Source organism: Streptomyces spiramenti, from assembly GCF_012034385.1.
Lineage (GTDB): Bacteria > Actinomycetota > Actinomycetes > Streptomycetales > Streptomycetaceae > Streptomyces > Streptomyces spiramenti.
The window spans coordinates 35,069-48,948 of the sequence record NZ_JAAVJB010000005.1 but is presented as its reverse complement, the minus strand read 5'-3'; the positions used below and the strand labels follow the sequence as shown (position 1 = coordinate 48,948).

At 73.4% G+C, this 13,880-nt stretch carries 17 protein-coding genes; 2 read left to right on the top strand and 15 right to left on the bottom strand.

The window, feature by feature from the left end; translation table 11 throughout:
* Positions 1–95: 95 nt before the first annotated feature.
* On the bottom strand, positions 96–662 hold the full coding sequence (gene pyrR, locus HCJ92_RS01525; protein ID WP_167931524.1) for a bifunctional pyr operon transcriptional regulator/uracil phosphoribosyltransferase PyrR: 567 nt from the start codon (positions 660–662) through the stop codon (positions 96–98).
* Positions 663–908: 246 nt separating this feature from the next.
* On the opposite strand from pyrR, the gene bldD reads away from it, so the two are divergent.
* Positions 909–1,409, top strand: coding sequence for a transcriptional regulator BldD (gene bldD, locus HCJ92_RS01520; protein ID WP_167931523.1), 501 nt, complete (start codon positions 909–911; stop codon positions 1,407–1,409).
* Positions 1,410–1,511: 102 nt separating this feature from the next.
* On the opposite strand, the gene nusB is transcribed toward bldD, so the two are convergent.
* The 14 genes from nusB to rpsD form a co-directional block, all read right to left on the bottom strand.
* Positions 1,512–1,937: a transcription antitermination factor NusB gene (nusB, locus tag HCJ92_RS01515; RefSeq protein WP_167931522.1), complete on the bottom strand. Its 426-nt coding sequence runs from the start codon at positions 1,935–1,937 to the stop codon at positions 1,512–1,514.
* Positions 1,938–1,939: 2 nt separating this feature from the next.
* Entirely contained in the window at positions 1,940–2,506 is a 567-nt protein-coding gene (efp, locus tag HCJ92_RS01510) for an elongation factor P (protein WP_167931521.1), read from the bottom strand.
* 66 nt (positions 2,507–2,572) lie between these two features.
* Positions 2,573–3,670 carry a M24 family metallopeptidase gene (locus tag HCJ92_RS01505; RefSeq protein ID WP_167931520.1) on the bottom strand — a complete coding sequence of 366 codons (1,098 nt, stop codon included), beginning with the start codon at positions 3,668–3,670 and terminating at the stop codon, positions 2,573–2,575.
* A gap of 100 nt (positions 3,671–3,770) precedes the next feature.
* Positions 3,771–4,457 carry an AAA family ATPase gene (locus HCJ92_RS01500; protein WP_167931519.1) on the bottom strand — a complete coding sequence of 229 codons (687 nt, stop codon included), beginning with the start codon at positions 4,455–4,457 and terminating at the stop codon, positions 3,771–3,773.
* 135 nt (positions 4,458–4,592) lie between these two features.
* Positions 4,593–5,039, bottom strand: coding sequence for a type II 3-dehydroquinate dehydratase (gene aroQ, locus HCJ92_RS01495; RefSeq protein WP_167931518.1), 447 nt, complete (start codon positions 5,037–5,039; stop codon positions 4,593–4,595).
* Positions 5,036–6,130, bottom strand: a complete 1,095-nt coding sequence (aroB, locus tag HCJ92_RS01490) for a 3-dehydroquinate synthase (protein ID WP_167931517.1) — start codon at positions 6,128–6,130, stop codon at positions 5,036–5,038. Before aroB ends, aroQ begins: the two co-directional genes overlap by 4 nt.
* Positions 6,127–6,648, bottom strand: a complete 522-nt coding sequence (locus HCJ92_RS01485; RefSeq protein ID WP_167931516.1) for a shikimate kinase — start codon at positions 6,646–6,648, stop codon at positions 6,127–6,129. Before HCJ92_RS01485 ends, aroB begins: the two co-directional genes overlap by 4 nt.
* A complete protein-coding gene (aroC, locus tag HCJ92_RS01480) occupies positions 6,645–7,865 on the bottom strand; it encodes a chorismate synthase (RefSeq protein ID WP_167931515.1) in 1,221 nt (406 codons plus the stop codon). Before aroC ends, HCJ92_RS01485 begins: the two co-directional genes overlap by 4 nt.
* A 108-nt stretch (positions 7,866–7,973) precedes the next feature.
* Positions 7,974–8,852, bottom strand: coding sequence for a shikimate dehydrogenase (locus HCJ92_RS01475; RefSeq protein ID WP_167931514.1), 879 nt, complete (start codon positions 8,850–8,852; stop codon positions 7,974–7,976).
* On the bottom strand, positions 8,800–10,728 hold the full coding sequence (gene mltG / locus HCJ92_RS25265) for an endolytic transglycosylase MltG (RefSeq protein WP_167931513.1): 1,929 nt from the start codon (positions 10,726–10,728) through the stop codon (positions 8,800–8,802). The genes HCJ92_RS01475 and mltG overlap by 53 nt, the downstream gene beginning before the upstream one ends.
* 119 nt (positions 10,729–10,847) lie before the next feature.
* Entirely contained in the window at positions 10,848–11,312 is a 465-nt protein-coding gene (gene ruvX / locus HCJ92_RS01465) for a Holliday junction resolvase RuvX (protein ID WP_167931512.1), read from the bottom strand.
* 61 nt (positions 11,313–11,373) lie between these two features.
* On the bottom strand, positions 11,374–11,688 hold the full coding sequence (locus HCJ92_RS01460; RefSeq protein ID WP_167931511.1) for a DUF6167 family protein: 315 nt from the start codon (positions 11,686–11,688) through the stop codon (positions 11,374–11,376).
* 9 nt (positions 11,689–11,697) lie between these two features.
* Positions 11,698–12,123, bottom strand: coding sequence for a DUF948 domain-containing protein (locus tag HCJ92_RS01455; RefSeq protein WP_167931510.1), 426 nt, complete (start codon positions 12,121–12,123; stop codon positions 11,698–11,700).
* 250 nt (positions 12,124–12,373) lie between these two features.
* Positions 12,374–12,985 (bottom strand): 30S ribosomal protein S4, encoded by a 612-nt coding sequence (gene rpsD, locus HCJ92_RS01450; RefSeq protein ID WP_167931509.1) that lies wholly within the window; start codon positions 12,983–12,985, stop codon positions 12,374–12,376.
* Between the two features lie 265 nt (positions 12,986–13,250).
* On the opposite strand from rpsD, the gene HCJ92_RS01445 reads away from it, so the two are divergent.
* Positions 13,251–13,871 (top strand): DUF2470 domain-containing protein, encoded by a 621-nt coding sequence (locus tag HCJ92_RS01445; RefSeq protein WP_338053964.1) that lies wholly within the window; start codon positions 13,251–13,253, stop codon positions 13,869–13,871.
* Positions 13,872–13,880 lie beyond the last annotated feature (9 nt).

The window sequence follows — 13,880 nt, the reverse complement described above, 5'->3', positions numbered from 1 at the left end:
GCAGACGTCGATCAGGGGAGGTGGGAGCCGTTACGGGGGCACGGCGGAGCCGGGCCCGCCCGCGGTGCGGGCACCGGGGACACGGCGCGTGCTTCTCAGCCCTCGCCGGCCGGCTCGTCGCGCCCGAGGAGCACGCCGTCCCGGCCGTCCTCCTCCGCGAGCTGGACCCGGACCGTCTCGCGCAACGAGGTCGGAAGGTTCTTCCCGACGTAGTCGGCACGGATCGGGAGCCGGCGGTGGCCACGGTCCACGAGCACCGCCAGCTGCACGGCGCGGGGGCGGCCGATGTCGCCCAGGGCGTCCAACGCGGCGCGGATCGTGCGCCCGGAGAAGAGGACGTCGTCGACGAGGACGACCAGCCGGCCGTCCACCCCCTCGGCGGGGATCTCGGTCCGCGCCAACGCCCGCGCGGGACGTAGCCGCAGGTCGTCGCGGTACATCGTGATGTCGAGGGAGCCCACGGGCACCGGTCCCCCGGTGACGTCGTGCAGCTTGGCGGCCAGCCGGTGGGCGAGGTGCACGCCGCGGGTGGGGATGCCCAGCAGGACCACGTCGTCCGCGCCCTTGGCGCGCTCGACGATCTCGTGGGCGATGCGGGTCAGGACCCGCGCGATGTCCGGCGCCTCCAGCACGGAGCGGGGCGGCGGTTGGGTTGCGTCCATACGAATCGGACCTCCTTCCCCGCCTCTCTGGACGGGTCTTAAAGGACGCCTGGCGTTCGGTGCCGACGGACGGTTTCCGGCCGGGGCCGGCAGGCATCCGCCACACCTGCCCGGCAGCATAGCAGCGCCCCCGGATGCGCCGGTATCAGCCCTGGTCAGAGCATTCGGGAACCCTCTCCGCTTGACGGCTCCCATCACGCTGCGTAACCTCACACTGGGTTACAGATCAGCTTTCCGGGGAGTCACATGTCCAGCGAATACGCCAAACAGCTCGGGGCCAAGCTCCGGGCCATCCGGACTCAGCAGGGCCTCTCCCTGCACGGGGTCGAAGAGAAGTCCCAGGGCCGCTGGAAGGCGGTCGTGGTGGGCAGCTACGAGCGTGGCGACCGTGCGGTCACCGTGCAGCGCCTGGCCGAGCTGGCCGACTTCTACGGGGTGCCGGTGCAGGAGCTCCTGCCGGGCACCACCCCCGGGGGCGCGGCCGAGCCGCCGCCCAAGCTCGTGCTCGACCTGGAGCGCCTCGCTCACGTCCCCGCCGAGAAGGCCGGACCGCTCCAGCGCTACGCCGCGACCATCCAGAGCCAGCGCGGCGACTACAACGGCAAGGTTCTCTCGATCCGTCAGGACGACCTCCGCACCCTGGCGGTCATCTACGACCAGTCACCCTCGGTGCTGACAGAGCAGCTCATCAGCTGGGGCGTGCTCGGCGCGGACGCGCGGCGCGCCGTGCAGACCGACGACAACTGAGACACGCCGACGCGGCGGGGCGGGGCACCGGAGATCCGGTATCCCGCCCCGCCGCGGCGTTTCGGCTGCCGGCCGCGGTACTGCGTCCGCGGGCGGCGGTGCTCAGCGACGCAAGGTCGGCTTGAGCTCCTTCAAGCGGCCGAGCAGGCCGTTGACGAAGGCCGGAGAGTCGTCGGTCGAGAACTCCTTGGCCAGCTGCACGGCCTCGTCGAGGACGACGGCGTCGGGCGTCTCGTCCTGCCAGATCAGCTCGTACGCGCTCAGCCGCAGCAGGTTGCGGTCGACCACCGGCATCCGGTCCAGCGGCCAGCCCACCGTGTAGGTGGACAGCAGCTCGTCGATGCGGACTGCGTTCTCGGCGTAGCCCTCGACCAGCGTCATGGTGTACTCGCTGACCCGGGGCTGGCGGTCGTCGTCCAGCGACAACCTCACCCAGTCGGCGAGGACCTCGTTGACGGGAGCGCCGCGCTGGTCCGCCTCGAAGAGGATCTGGAGCGCGCGCTGGCGTGCCTTGCTGCGTGCGGCCACGGTTAGCTGTTCACCCGGCCGATGTACTCGCCCGAGCGGGTGTCGACCTTGACCTTCTCACCGGTGGTGATGAAGAGCGGCACCGCGATCTCGTAGCCGGTCTCCAGCCGCGCCGGCTTGGTGCCACCGGTCGAGCGGTCGCCCTGCACACCGGGCTCGGTGTACTCGATGACCAGCTCGACGGAGGCCGGCAGCTCGATGAAGAGCGGGCTCTCCTCGTAGATGGCGACGGTGCAGTCCTGGCCCTCGAGGAGGTAGTTGGCGGTCTCGCCGGCCGTCTCCGGCGTGATGGTCAGCTGATCGAAGGTCTCGGTGTCCATGAAGACGAAGTCGGCACCGTCCTTGTAGGAGAACTGCATGCCGCGTCGGTCCACCGTGGCCGTCTCGACCTTGGTCCCGGCGTTGAAGGTCTTGTCGACCACCTTGCCGGAGAGCACGTTCTTGAGCTTGGTGCGGACGAAGGCGCCGCCCTTGCCGGGCTTGACGTGCTGGAACTCGACTACGGACCACAGCTGGCCCCCGTCGAGCTTGAGCACCATGCCGTTCTTGAGGTCGTTCGTTGTGGCCACGGTCGCGGAATCTCCTGAGGCTGCTGCTGGTGACCGGAGGCGCTCCCGCCCGACCCCCGAGCGGAGCTACAGGGCGAGGAGTTCCTTGGTCGTGATGGTGAGTAGCTCGGGTCCGCCGTCCGCCACGGGGCGAACGACGAGCGTGTCGTCAATCCGGACCCCGCCCCGGCCCGGGAGGTGAACCCCGGGTTCGACGGTGACCGGCACACGAACGCCCAGTCTACCCATGGCCGCCGGGGCCAGACGCGGGTCCTCTCCCATTTCGAGCCCTACCCCCTCCCCCGTGAGCGGGCCGAGGGCGTCCCCGTGGCCCGCGACGTCGAGCACGGCACGCGCCGCGCGGTCGACCTCACGGCACTCCGTCCCCGGGGCCAGCGACTCCCGAGCGGCGCGCTGAGCGGCGAAGACGAGCTCGTACAACTCGATCTGCCAGTCGGCCGGGCGGCTGCCGATGACGAAGGTGCGGCCGATCCGGCAGCGGTAGCCCCGGTAGCGGGCGCCCAGCCGGACTGTGAGGAAGTCGCCCTCCTCGACCCGCCGATCGGTCGGACGGTGCCCGGCGGTGCCGGAGTTGGCGCCGGTCGCCACCGAGGTGGGGAACGCGGCACCGTCCGCGCCGTGGTCCACCAGGCGCCGCTCCAGCTCCAGGGCGAGGTGGCGCTCGGTGCGGCCGACGAGGATGGACTCCAGAAGTTCGCCCAGTGCCCGGTCGGTGATCTCCGCGGCGGTGCGCAGCGCGGCGATCTCCGCCTCGTCCTTGACCAGTCGGCGGTGTTCCACCGCCCGCGCGAGGTCACCGAGGGGCAGGCCGCCGCCCGCCGCGCGGACGGCGCGGTACCGCGCCACCGTCAGGTGATGCTCCTCGACGGCGAGCGAGGCGGCCCCGCCGCGGGCCGCGAGGACGGCCGCGGTGGCCGCGGGGTCCGTGTCACCGTCGACGGCGAGCAGCCGCAGGGTGTCGTCCGGTGCCCCGGGCCGGGACGCGCCCCCGCCGCCGACGAGGACGTCCTCACCGCCGGGCGTCAGCAACAGCGCCGCGTGGGCGGGCACCGCACCGACCAGGTAGCGGAGGTTGGCGGGACGGGAGATCAGCAGCGCCGTGCCGTCACCCGGGGAACAGTGGGCGCGCAGTGCCGCGCGCCGTGCCGCGTGTACCTCGGACATGGTCCGAGACTACGCAGCGCACCGGCGGCCGGCCCGTCCGACTGGGCCGGACGTGGCCGAGGTTGCCCCGGGCGGCGGTGTCCCCGCCACAGGGAACCGCTCACCAGTCCAGGGGGGTGGTGAAGCTCCGCGCGACGGCCTCGTCGATCAGCCCGACCGTTGTCTCCACGTCCAGTCGCGAGTTGTCGATGATCGGCAGGCCCGATCCGTACCAGCCCGCCATCCGGCCGTGGATCGCCGCGACCTCCTCGTCGGCGAGGCGCCGGGTGCCGCTGCGTTCGGCGTTCCGGGCGAGGACCACCTCCAGGCCAGGCAGCAGCACGATCGGGATCAGCCCCGGGCCGACGTGCCGCTTCCAGCCACCGAGGCCGATGGCGGGCCGGTCGGGGAAGACCGCGTCGTCCAGGACGCAGGAGATGCCGTTGGCGAGGTAGTTGCGTGCCGCGAAGCCGCAGGTGCGTCTGGCCAGGCGGTACTGGGCCTCGGAGCGCTCGTCCCAGCCGGAGCGGGGGTCGGCGAAGCCGGAGCGGACCCACTCTCGGACGTCGTCCAGGCTGATGTGGGCGGTGGGGACCTGCCGGTGGTCGGCCCAGCGCCGCGCGACCGTGGTCTTCCCCGCGCCGGCGGGCCCGATCAGCAGGACTGCGAGCGCCGCCCTCGCGGGGTCCGCGGGGGCGGCGGGAGGCTGCTGGGGCGCCGGGGTGGGCGGCGGGAGCCGGAACTCGCCGGTGACGCCGGCCTCCGGGGGCGCCGGCGGTGGGACGGGGACCCCCGCGGGGTGAGTCATGCGCTGCCGCTCCGTCGTCGTCGAGGCGGGGCCGCGCCCCGCGCTGCGGGGGCCACGGTGCCACACCGCGGCCCGCTGGGCCATGTCGCGGTGCTGAGCGTACCGCCCTCCCGCCGGCAGGAGGGCGGTAGGCGGTCAGCCCCCGGTGACGGCCGGGTCGGCCGCCAGCGCGCGCAGCCCCAGCAGGTAGGAGGTGGTGCCGAAACCGGCGATGGTGCCGGTGGCGACGGCCGAGACCACGGAGAGGTGGCGGAACGACTCCCGGGCGTGGGGGTTGCTCAGGTGGATCTCGATCAGGGGCGCGGTGCGCTGGGCCGCCGCGTCCCGCAGCGCGTAGGAGTAGTGGGTGAAGGCGGCCGGATTGAGCAGCACCGGGAGGCGCCCGTCGGCCGCCTCGTGCAGCCAGCGGACGAGTTCGGCCTCGTCGTCGGTCTGCCGTACCTCGACCTCCAGACCGAGCTCCCGCCCGGCGGCCAGGCAGAGTTCGGTGAGGCGGCCGTGGTCGGCGGAGCCGTAGACGTCCGGTTCGCGGGAGCCGAGCCGGCCGAGGTTCGGTCCGTTGAGGACGAGGACGCGGGTCACGCGGCGATCTCCGCGTGGGCGGCGAGCAGCATCGCCGGGTCCGGCCCCTCCAGGACCGCCGGGCGCGCCAGGCCGTCCAGGACGATGAAGCGCAGCAGGTCGCCGCGGGCCTTCTTGTCCACCTTCATGGTCTCCAGCAGTCGGGGCCACTGGTCGCCACGGTAGGTGACGGGCAGTCCGACGGAGGTGAGGACGGCTCGGTGCCGGTCGGCGGTGGCGTCGTCCAACTTCCCGGCGATACGGCCGAGTTCGGCGGCGAAGACCATTCCGACGGAGACCGCGGCACCGTGGCGCCACTCGTAGCGCTCGTTCTTCTCGATCGCGTGGGCGAGAGTGTGGCCGTAGTTGAGGATCTCGCGGCGCCCGGCCTCGCGGAGGTCCCCGGAGACGACCTCGGCCTTGACCCGGATGGAGCGTTCCACCAGCTCGGCGGTGACGGGACCGTCCGCGCGACGGGCCGCCTCGGGGTCCCGCTCGACGATGTCGAGGATGACGGGGTCGGCGATGAACCCGGCCTTGATGATCTCGGCGAGCCCGGAGACGTAGTCGTGCACCGGCAGGCTCGCGAGGGCCGCGAGGTCGCAGAGCACCCCGGCGGGCGGGTGGAAGGAGCCGACGAGGTTCTTCCCCTCGGCGGTGTTGATGCCGGTCTTGCCGCCCACGGCGGCGTCCACCATGCCGAGGACGGTGGTGGGCACGGCCACCCAGTGGACCCCGCGGAGCCAGGTCGCCGCCACGAACCCGGCGAGGTCGGTGGTGGCGCCGCCGCCGACGCCGACGATCACGTCGGTGCGGGTGAACCCGCTCTGGCCGAGGGCCTTCCAGCAGTACGCGGCGACCTCGGCGGTCTTGGCCTCCTCGGCGTTGGGCACCTGTACCGCGATGGCCTCGTACCCCTGGTCCGCGAGGTCCTGCCGCAGCACGTCGCCGGTCTCGGCGAGGGCCTCCGGGTGGATCACGGCCACCCGGCGCGCGTCCCCGACCAGCGATGGCAGCTGGTCCAGCAGCCGGTGGCCGACCAGTACGTCGTAGGGGGCCGCGCCGGCCTCGCCCGCGACGGTGATGCGGGTGGGTGCGGTGTCGTCGGTCATGCCTGGGTCAGCTCCAATGCGGTGAGGACGGCCCGGGTGACCTCCTCGGGGGTCCGCCCCTCGGTCGCCACGACGGTGCGGGCGACACCGGTGTACAGGGGGCGGCGGGTCTCCATCATGGTGCGCCACTGCTTGCGCGGGTTGACCGCGAGCAGCGGGCGCGGGGCGTCCAGGCCGACGCGGTGCACGGCGTCGGCGAGCGCCACGTCGAGGAAGACGACGGGGAGGCCCGCGAGCAGCTCGCGGGTGGCCGGCCGCAGCACGGCCCCGCCCCCGAGGGCGAGCACCCCGCGGTGGGTGGCGACGGCGGCGGCGACCGCCTCTGCCTCCAGGTCGCGGAAGTGGTCCTCACCGTCGGTGAGGAAGATCTCGGAGACCTCCTTGCCGGTGGCCGCCTCGATGTCGGCGTCGGTGTCGCGCAGGACGACGCCCAGCAGCTCGGCGAGGAGGCCGCCGACGGTGGTCTTGCCCGCTCCGGGCGGACCGACCAGGACGACCAGCGGGTGTTCGGTGCTCACCTGACCCCCAGTCCGTCGAGGTAGCCGCGGACGTTGCGTCGGGTCTCGGCGACGTTGTCGCCGCCGAACTTCTCGGCCACGGCGTCGGCGAGGACGAGCGCGACCATGGCCTCGGCGACGATGCCGGCCGCGGGCACGGCACAGACGTCGGAGCGCTGGTGGTGGGCGCGGGCCACCTCGCCGGTGGCGACGTCGACGGTGGCGAGGGCGCGCGGCACGGTCGCGATGGGCTTCATCGCGGCGCGCACCCGCAGCACCTCGCCGGTGCTCAGGCCGCCCTCGGTGCCACCGGACCGGCCGGAGGCACGACGGATGCCGAGGTCGCGACTGCCGTCGGCGCCGGGCTCCGCGCCGGGGGTGGTGGCGAGGATCTCGTCGTGCGCCTGCGACCCGGGGACCCGGGCGAGGTCGAAGCCGTCGCCGACCTCGACACCCTTGATGGCCTGGATGCCCATGAGCGCGCCGGCGAGCCGGGCGTCGAGCCGCCGGTCCCAGTGGACGTGGGAGCCGAGGCCCACGGGAACGCCGTGCGCCACGACCTCGACCACGCCGCCGAGGGTGTCGCCGTCGCGGTGGGCCTGGTCGATCTCCGCCACCATGGCGGCGGACGCGTCCTCGTCCAGGCAGCGCACCGGGTCGGCATCCAACCGCTCGACGTCGCCCGGGAGGGGGAGGGTGCCGTAGGGGGCACGGGCGGCGCCGAGTTCGACGACGTGGGAGACGACCTCGACCCCGGCGGTCTCCCGCAGGTAGGAGCGGGCGACCGCCCCGAGCGCGACCCGCGCGGCGGTCTCCCGCGCGGAGGCCCGCTCCAGGATCGGCCGTGCCTCGTCGAACCCGTACTTCTGCATGCCTGCGAGGTCGGCGTGGCCCGGGCGGGGGCGCGTCAGCGGCGCGTTGCGGGCGAGGGCTGCGAGCTCCTCCGGGTCGACGGGGTCGGCCGCCATGACCTTCTCCCACTTGGGCCACTCGGTGTTGCCGATCATGACGGCGACCGGGGAGCCGAGGGTGAGGCCGTGGCGGACGCCGCCGAGGAAGGTGACCTCGTCGCGCTCGAACTTCATGCGGGCGCCGCGGCCGTACCCCAGTCGGCGCCGGGCGAGATGGTCGGCGACCGCCTCGGTGTCCACCGGCACCCCGGCCGGCAGCCCTTCGATGGTCGCCACCAGCGCGGGGCCGTGCGACTCCCCCGCCGTCAGCCAGCGCAGCCTGCTCAACGGACCCTCCACCTCATGTCGATCACGCTTCGTGCCCGGCCATCCTCGCACGCGGCGCGACCGCGCCCGCGCGGCCGTCCATGGTGCGGGACGAGCCGTCGGGCCGGTTCAGCCCCGGCGCCCGGCCAGCGCGCTCTCGCCTGCGGCGCGCATCGCGGCGAGCGGCGCCGGGGCGCGACCGGTCATGAGTTCGACCTGGAGCACGGCCTGGTGGAGCAGCAGGTCGAGCCCGCCGACGACCGTGCCGCCACGCGCGGACCAGGCGGCGGCCAGTTCGGTGGGCCACGGCTCGTAGAGCACGTCGAAGAGGGTTCCGGGCCGTTCGGGGGCGGCGGCGGCAAGGGCGTCGGTGGCCCCGACCGGGGTCGTGGCGATCACCAGGGGCGCGTCGAGCGCCTCCGCGGCGCTCTCCCAGGGGGCGGTCCGCACCGCGACTCCGAGCCGCTCGCCCCACTCGCCCATCTCTCGGGCCCGCTCCGGGCCGCGGACGTATGCGGTGACCTCGCCGTCGCAGACGTGGGCGAGTGCCGCGAGCGCGGAGGAGGCGGTGGCACCGGCGCCGAGCACCGCGGCGCGCTCCACCCGGGTGACGCCCCGTTCGGCCAGCGCGGCGACCATGCCGGGGATGTCGGTGTTGTCGCCGGTACGGGCGCCGTCGGCGGCGCAGAGCACCGTGTTGACGGCGCCGACCGAGGCGGCGGCCGGGGTGAGGCCGTCCAGCAGGGGGATCACCGCCCGCTTGAGCGGCATGGTCAGGCTCAGCCCTGCCCACTCCTCGCCCAACTCCGCGAGGAAGGCGGGCAGGGCGGCCTCGTCCACCTCGTACCGGTCGTAGCGCCAGGCGGTGAGGCCGAGTGCCGCGTAAGCGGCGCGGTGCAGGTCGGGCGAGAGGGAGTGGGCGATGGGCGAGCCGAGGACGGCGGCACGGCGGCCGTCAGCCGGTGCCCTCGGCGCCGCGCCGTCGGTTGTACTCCTCGCGGAGCTCATTGTGGTCCTCGTGGTTGCGGGTGAACTCGGTGGTGACGTCGTCGAGGGTGATGAAGTACATCCACCCCTCGTCGGTCGGGTTGAGCGCGGCCTCCACCGCCTCCGCCCCGGGGTTGCCGATCGCTCCGGGCGGCAGTCCCTTGTGGACGTAGGTGTTGTACGGGTCCTTCTCGTTGAGGATCTCGTTCTCGGTGATGAACGCCTCGCTCTGACCCCGGAGGTAGTTGAAGCTGGAGTCGAACTGCAGCAGCCCGTTGGTCTCGGTGTTGTCGGGCTTGAGGCGGTTGTAGATGACCTCGGCCATCGCGGTGAAGTCGTCGGTGGTCTTGCCCTCGGCCTGCACGAGACTGGCGACGTTGATGATGTCGAGGGCGGAGTCGAGGCCGAGCCCGGAGGCCGCGTCGGAGAGCCCCATCTCCTCGTAGGTCGCGGTGGCGCGGTCGACCATCGTCTGGAGGAGTTCCTGGGGCTCCGTCTCGGGACCGATGTCGTACCGGGCCGGCCAGAGGAAGCCCTCCAGCGGTTCCTTGACGTCGTCGTTGTCCGGGACGGCCCAGTCGGGGAGTTCGACCACACCCGAGGCGGCGACATCCGCCGTGGTCCCCTCCTCCAGCTCCAGCTTGGCGTCTATCGTCTCGTAGACGGCCGGCGACCGGGTGCCCTCGGGGATGATCAGGGTGTTGAGGGTGGCGGGGTCGGTCATGACCTCGACGGCGGACTGCGCCGACATCTCCTCCCGCAGCGCGTAGTAACCGGGCTGGATGTTGGCGCCCTCCGCAGCCCGGGTGAAGGCACCGACGCTCGCCACGACGCCCTCGTCGCGGAGCTTCACGCCGATCGCGGTGAGCGTGTCGCCGTCATCGACGGAGACGAACACCTCCCCCGTGCCCTCACCGGCGAAGTCCGGCGGCGGGCCGAATCGGGAGTCGTAGAACTGCTTGCCGAAGTACCCGGCGACACCGACCGTCCCCAGCAGCATCACGGCCACCCCGAGGCAGGCGACGCCGCCGCGGCGCTTGGCGGGCTTCTCCCCGCGCCGACCGCGGCCGTCCTTCTCCGCGGCCTCGGTGCCCTCGTCCCAGTCGCCGTCCTCGCGGGTGAAGAAGTCGTTCTCCCCCTGGTCCGGTCCGGGGTCCCAGCCCGTGTCGGGGTCCGGTCCCGGGCCGTCGCCGGCGCCCTCGTCCCGGTCGGGGCGGGCGCGCCCGGCGGGCGGGGCGTGGGCGTTGCCCGCCGGGGCCGCGCCGGAGTGCGGGTCGCCGTAGCCGTCGTCGTAGCCCTGGCCTTGGCCCTGGCCCTGCTGGTGGTCGGCACCGTGGCCCTGCGGGTGGCCCGGGGCTCCCTGGCCCTGCCCCTGGTGGGGCTGCCCGCCGTAACCGGGCGGGGGCGGGCCCTGGCCGTAGCCGGGCCCGGCGCCCCGGTCGCCACCGTGGCCGTAGCCCTGGTTGCCGTAGTGCTGGTCGGCGGTGCCGGGGTCGTACCCCTGGCCGCCCTGGCCCTGGTAGGCGTCGTAGCCGTGGTCCCGGCCCTGGCCGTAGCCCTGGTCACCGTAGTACCGGCCCGCGCCGGTGTCGTACCCCTGCCCGCCGTCGTAGCCGTACCCCTGACCGGCGCCGTAGCCCTGGCCGCCCTGGCCGCCCTGTTCCCAGCCGCCCTGGTGCGGGTGGCCCTGGCTCTGCGGATGCTGCTGCGCCTGGGGGGCTGCGCCGTACGGGTCGGAGGCACCGCCGTCCGGGTACCCGTGACCGGGGTATCCACCCTGCTCCTGCGGGTAGCCGTCCCAGGAGCCGTCACCGGACCGTCCCCAACCCTGCTCTCCGTAGAGCGGGTCGTTCGGGTCCCACGGTTCCGGGCCGGAGCCCCGGCGGTAGTCAGTCATCGATCCCCTCGCGACGCCGGTGCGGTCCGTCCGGGCCTGCCGGACGTTCGAACATCTCCGCGGGCCGTCCGCGATGTTCGATTGACTGCCATCTCGCGCGGCACGTTACCGCACCGCGATCAACCGCCCATCTCGACGCACTGCCCCGGTGGACGCCCCGAAGAGCGCTCCGTCTCCAGCGCACTCTGCAGGATCACCACCGCCGCGGCCTGGTCGATACGGGATCGGCCCTTGCGGGAGGAGACTCCGGAGGCACGCATCGACTGCGCCGCCGTGACGGTACTCATACGCTCGTCCACCAGCCGGACGGGCACGGGTGTGACCAGTTTCGCCAACTCCCCGGCGAAATCACGCACCTTGGTGGCCGCGGGCCCTTCCTGGCCGCTCAGGGACCGCGGCAGACCGACGACGACCTCCAGTGGCTCGTACTCGGCCACGATCGCGCTGAGGCGCCGCAGGGCGCCCGCACGGTCCCTTCCGGGAACGGTCTCCACGGGGGTCGCCAGCAGGCCGTCGGGGTCGCTGCTGGCCACGCCGATACGGGCGTCACCCACGTCCACCGCGAGTCGCCGTCCGCGGCGCATCACCGGCCCTCCCCGGCCTCGGTGGCGCACCACAGGGAGGCGGGGGTACGACGGCGCACTCTCACCGCTCCCGTCGCCCCGGCTCGATCCCGGGCCGCTCCACCCATTCGGGAAGGACCTGCCCGGGGAGGACGCCCGGCTCGTCCGGTCCGTGGTTGAGGCCGAGGGCGTCGTGCAGCTCGTCCTCACGACGCGTCATCCCGGTGCGCACGTCGAGTGCGAACTCGCGCATCCGGTGGCCGGTGTCGACCGCCCGGTCGGCGGCGCGCTGCGCCAGCGACTCGGGGGTCAGCGACCGGAGCTTGCGGTGGACCTTGGTGGTGGCCCAGGCGCCGGCGGCGGCGCCTGCTCCGAACCAGAAGGCACGGCGGAACATGGAAGCGGGTCAGCTCCTCCCGCGCCGGGGGCGGCGCGCACCGGGAACGGTGCGACCGCGCTCCGTGCGCGACGTGTCGGGGGTGCGGTTGCCGCGGCGGCCGAGCGCCTGCCGGACGCCGTAGCCGAAGGCGGCGACCTTGACGAGCGGGCCGCCGAAGGTGGTGGAGACCGTCGAGGACAGCGCGGAGGCGTTGGCGGTGACCTCCTGGACGTCGGAGGCGATGGCGTCGACGCGGGCCAGTTGGTTCTGGGCCGTGCGTACCGTCACCGAGGCCTCCCCGAGGAGGGGCACCGCCTGCTCGGTGACGCTCGTCACCAACCGGGTGGCGGCCCGGAGTGTCTGGGCCAGCCGGTAGAGGGCGACGGCCAGGAACGACACGAGGATCGCCCAGAACACCGCCACCAGAATGCCGGCCACTTCTCCACCGGACACACCGCACCACTTTCCTCGGTCGTCGTTGTCTCGACTCCCCCGTCGCCCACCCGCCTTCGGGCGGGGGACGAGTCCGGAGCCTACCGCGCGGGGCGGTCGGTGGAGTCGCACGCCGCTCCGCGGTGCGCGGGTGGCACGGGGCGGCCCGCACCGCGGACCGGGTCCGGGTACACCACTGCCGCCCCGCTTCACGCGGGACGGCAGTGGGGATGCCTCGCTCACCGCCGGCCGGGAGCCGGCGGCGCGGGCGTCAGCGGGCGTAGTACTCGACGACCAGCTGCTCGTCGCAGATCACGGGGATCTCGCGGCGGTTGGGGTCGCGGTCCAGGCGGAAGCCCAGCGCCGGGAGGTTGATCTCCAGGTAGCGCGGGGACTCGCCCTCACCGGCGTAGCCACCCTCGCGGGCGACCTGGAAGGGGTGCTTCTCGCGGCTGCGCTCGCGGACCTGCACGACGTCGCCCGGGCGGACGCGGAAGGAAGGCTTGTCGACCTTCTTGCCGTTCACCTGGATGTGGCCGTGGACGACCATCTGACGGGCCTGGTAGATGGTTCGGGCCAGGCCCGAACGCAGCACCAGGGCGTCGAGGCGACGCTCGAGCTCGATGAGCAGGGCCTCACCGGTCTTGGCGTCGACCTTGCGCGCGCGGTCGTAGGCGCGGACCAGCTGACGCTCGCTGACGTCGTACTGGGCACGCAGCCGCTGCTTCTCCAGCAGACGGACCTTGTAGTCACTGTTCTGCTTGCGGCCCCGGCCGTGCTCCCCGGGCGGGTAAGGGCGCTTCTCGAAGTACTTGACGGCCTTCGGGGTCAGCGCGATGCCGAGAGCACGCGACTTCTTGACCTTGGGACGCGACTGGTTCACGTGGAACGAACCTCCGCAATAAGTTAGGTTAGGCTTACCTTAGTCGGACAGCGCATTACTTCGCCCAGGGAGCCCCATGACGGGTCAGCCGCGTCCCGCAGACGATGTTCGGCAGCCTCATGCCGCCGAGCGCCTGCGCACTCTAGCCGAATCGGATGCCTCTGCGGTAATCAGCATCCCAGGTCCCAGGGCCGGAGGACAAACCGGCCCCCTCGGGATCACCCACGCCGAGACCCGCGCGGTCGACACGGACGGCACCGTGGTGATGCTGGTCAGCGCCACGGCACCCGCCGCACGGGCCGTCGCCGCCGCCGAACTCACCGCCGTCCACGACGTCGGCGCAGTGCTGGAGATCACGGACGTCGCGCCGGTGGCCGTCCCGCACCGCATCCGGGGCCGTGGCTGGATCAGCGGGCGGCTCGACGCGGTCCCCCGCACCCGCCACGCCGACACCGCCAGGCTCTTCGGGGGCAGGGTGCCGCTGCGGGACGAGGGTGAGACCTTCCTCCGGCTGGAGCCGGACGACGCCTGGACCGACGACCTGTGGGGCGCCTCGTCCGTCAGCGCGGAGGACTTCATCGGCTCCCGGCCGGACCCGCTGGCCCGGCACGAGGCCGAACTGCTCCAGCACCTCGCCGGCGCACACCAGGACCAGTTGGAGGCGCTGTGCGCCTTCGTCGGGGAGCAGGACGCGGCGAGCCGCCCGGCGGTCGAGCCGTGGCAGCACGTCGCCCCCGTGGCGCTGGACCGCTTCGGTATCCGTCTGCGGTTCTGGCGCCCAGGCGGCCGGGGCTTCGACGCCCGCTTCGACTTCCACACGCCGGTGGACGACATCGTCGGGCTGCGGCACGCCATGCACCACCTCTTCGCCTCGGTGGCCCGCTGAGGCGCGGCG

Bases quoted from the DNA above. Each gene is read 5' to 3' on its own strand.
- pyrR (WP_167931524.1), bottom strand. From the start codon at position 662: ATGGACGCAACCCAACCGCCGCCCCGCTCCGTGCTGGAGGCGCCGGAC.
- bldD (WP_167931523.1), top strand. From the start codon at position 909: ATGTCCAGCGAATACGCCAAACAGCTCGGGGCCAAGCTCCGGGCCATC.
- HCJ92_RS01505 (WP_167931520.1), bottom strand. From the start codon at position 3,670: ATGTCCGAGGTACACGCGGCACGGCGCGCGGCACTGCGCGCCCACTGT.
- HCJ92_RS01500 (WP_167931519.1), bottom strand. From the start codon at position 4,457: ATGACTCACCCCGCGGGGGTCCCCGTCCCACCGCCGGCGCCCCCGGAG.
- aroB (WP_167931517.1), bottom strand. From the start codon at position 6,130: ATGACCGACGACACCGCACCCACCCGCATCACCGTCGCGGGCGAGGCC.
- HCJ92_RS01475 (WP_167931514.1), bottom strand. From the start codon at position 8,852: ATGAGCTCCGCGAGGAGTACAACCGACGGCGCGGCGCCGAGGGCACCG.
- mltG (WP_167931513.1), bottom strand. From the start codon at position 10,728: ATGACTGACTACCGCCGGGGCTCCGGCCCGGAACCGTGGGACCCGAAC.
- ruvX (WP_167931512.1), bottom strand. From the start codon at position 11,312: ATGCGCCGCGGACGGCGACTCGCGGTGGACGTGGGTGACGCCCGTATC.
- HCJ92_RS01460 (WP_167931511.1), bottom strand. From the start codon at position 11,688: ATGTTCCGCCGTGCCTTCTGGTTCGGAGCAGGCGCCGCCGCCGGCGCC.
- HCJ92_RS01445 (WP_338053964.1), top strand. From the start codon at position 13,251: ATGCTGGTCAGCGCCACGGCACCCGCCGCACGGGCCGTCGCCGCCGCC.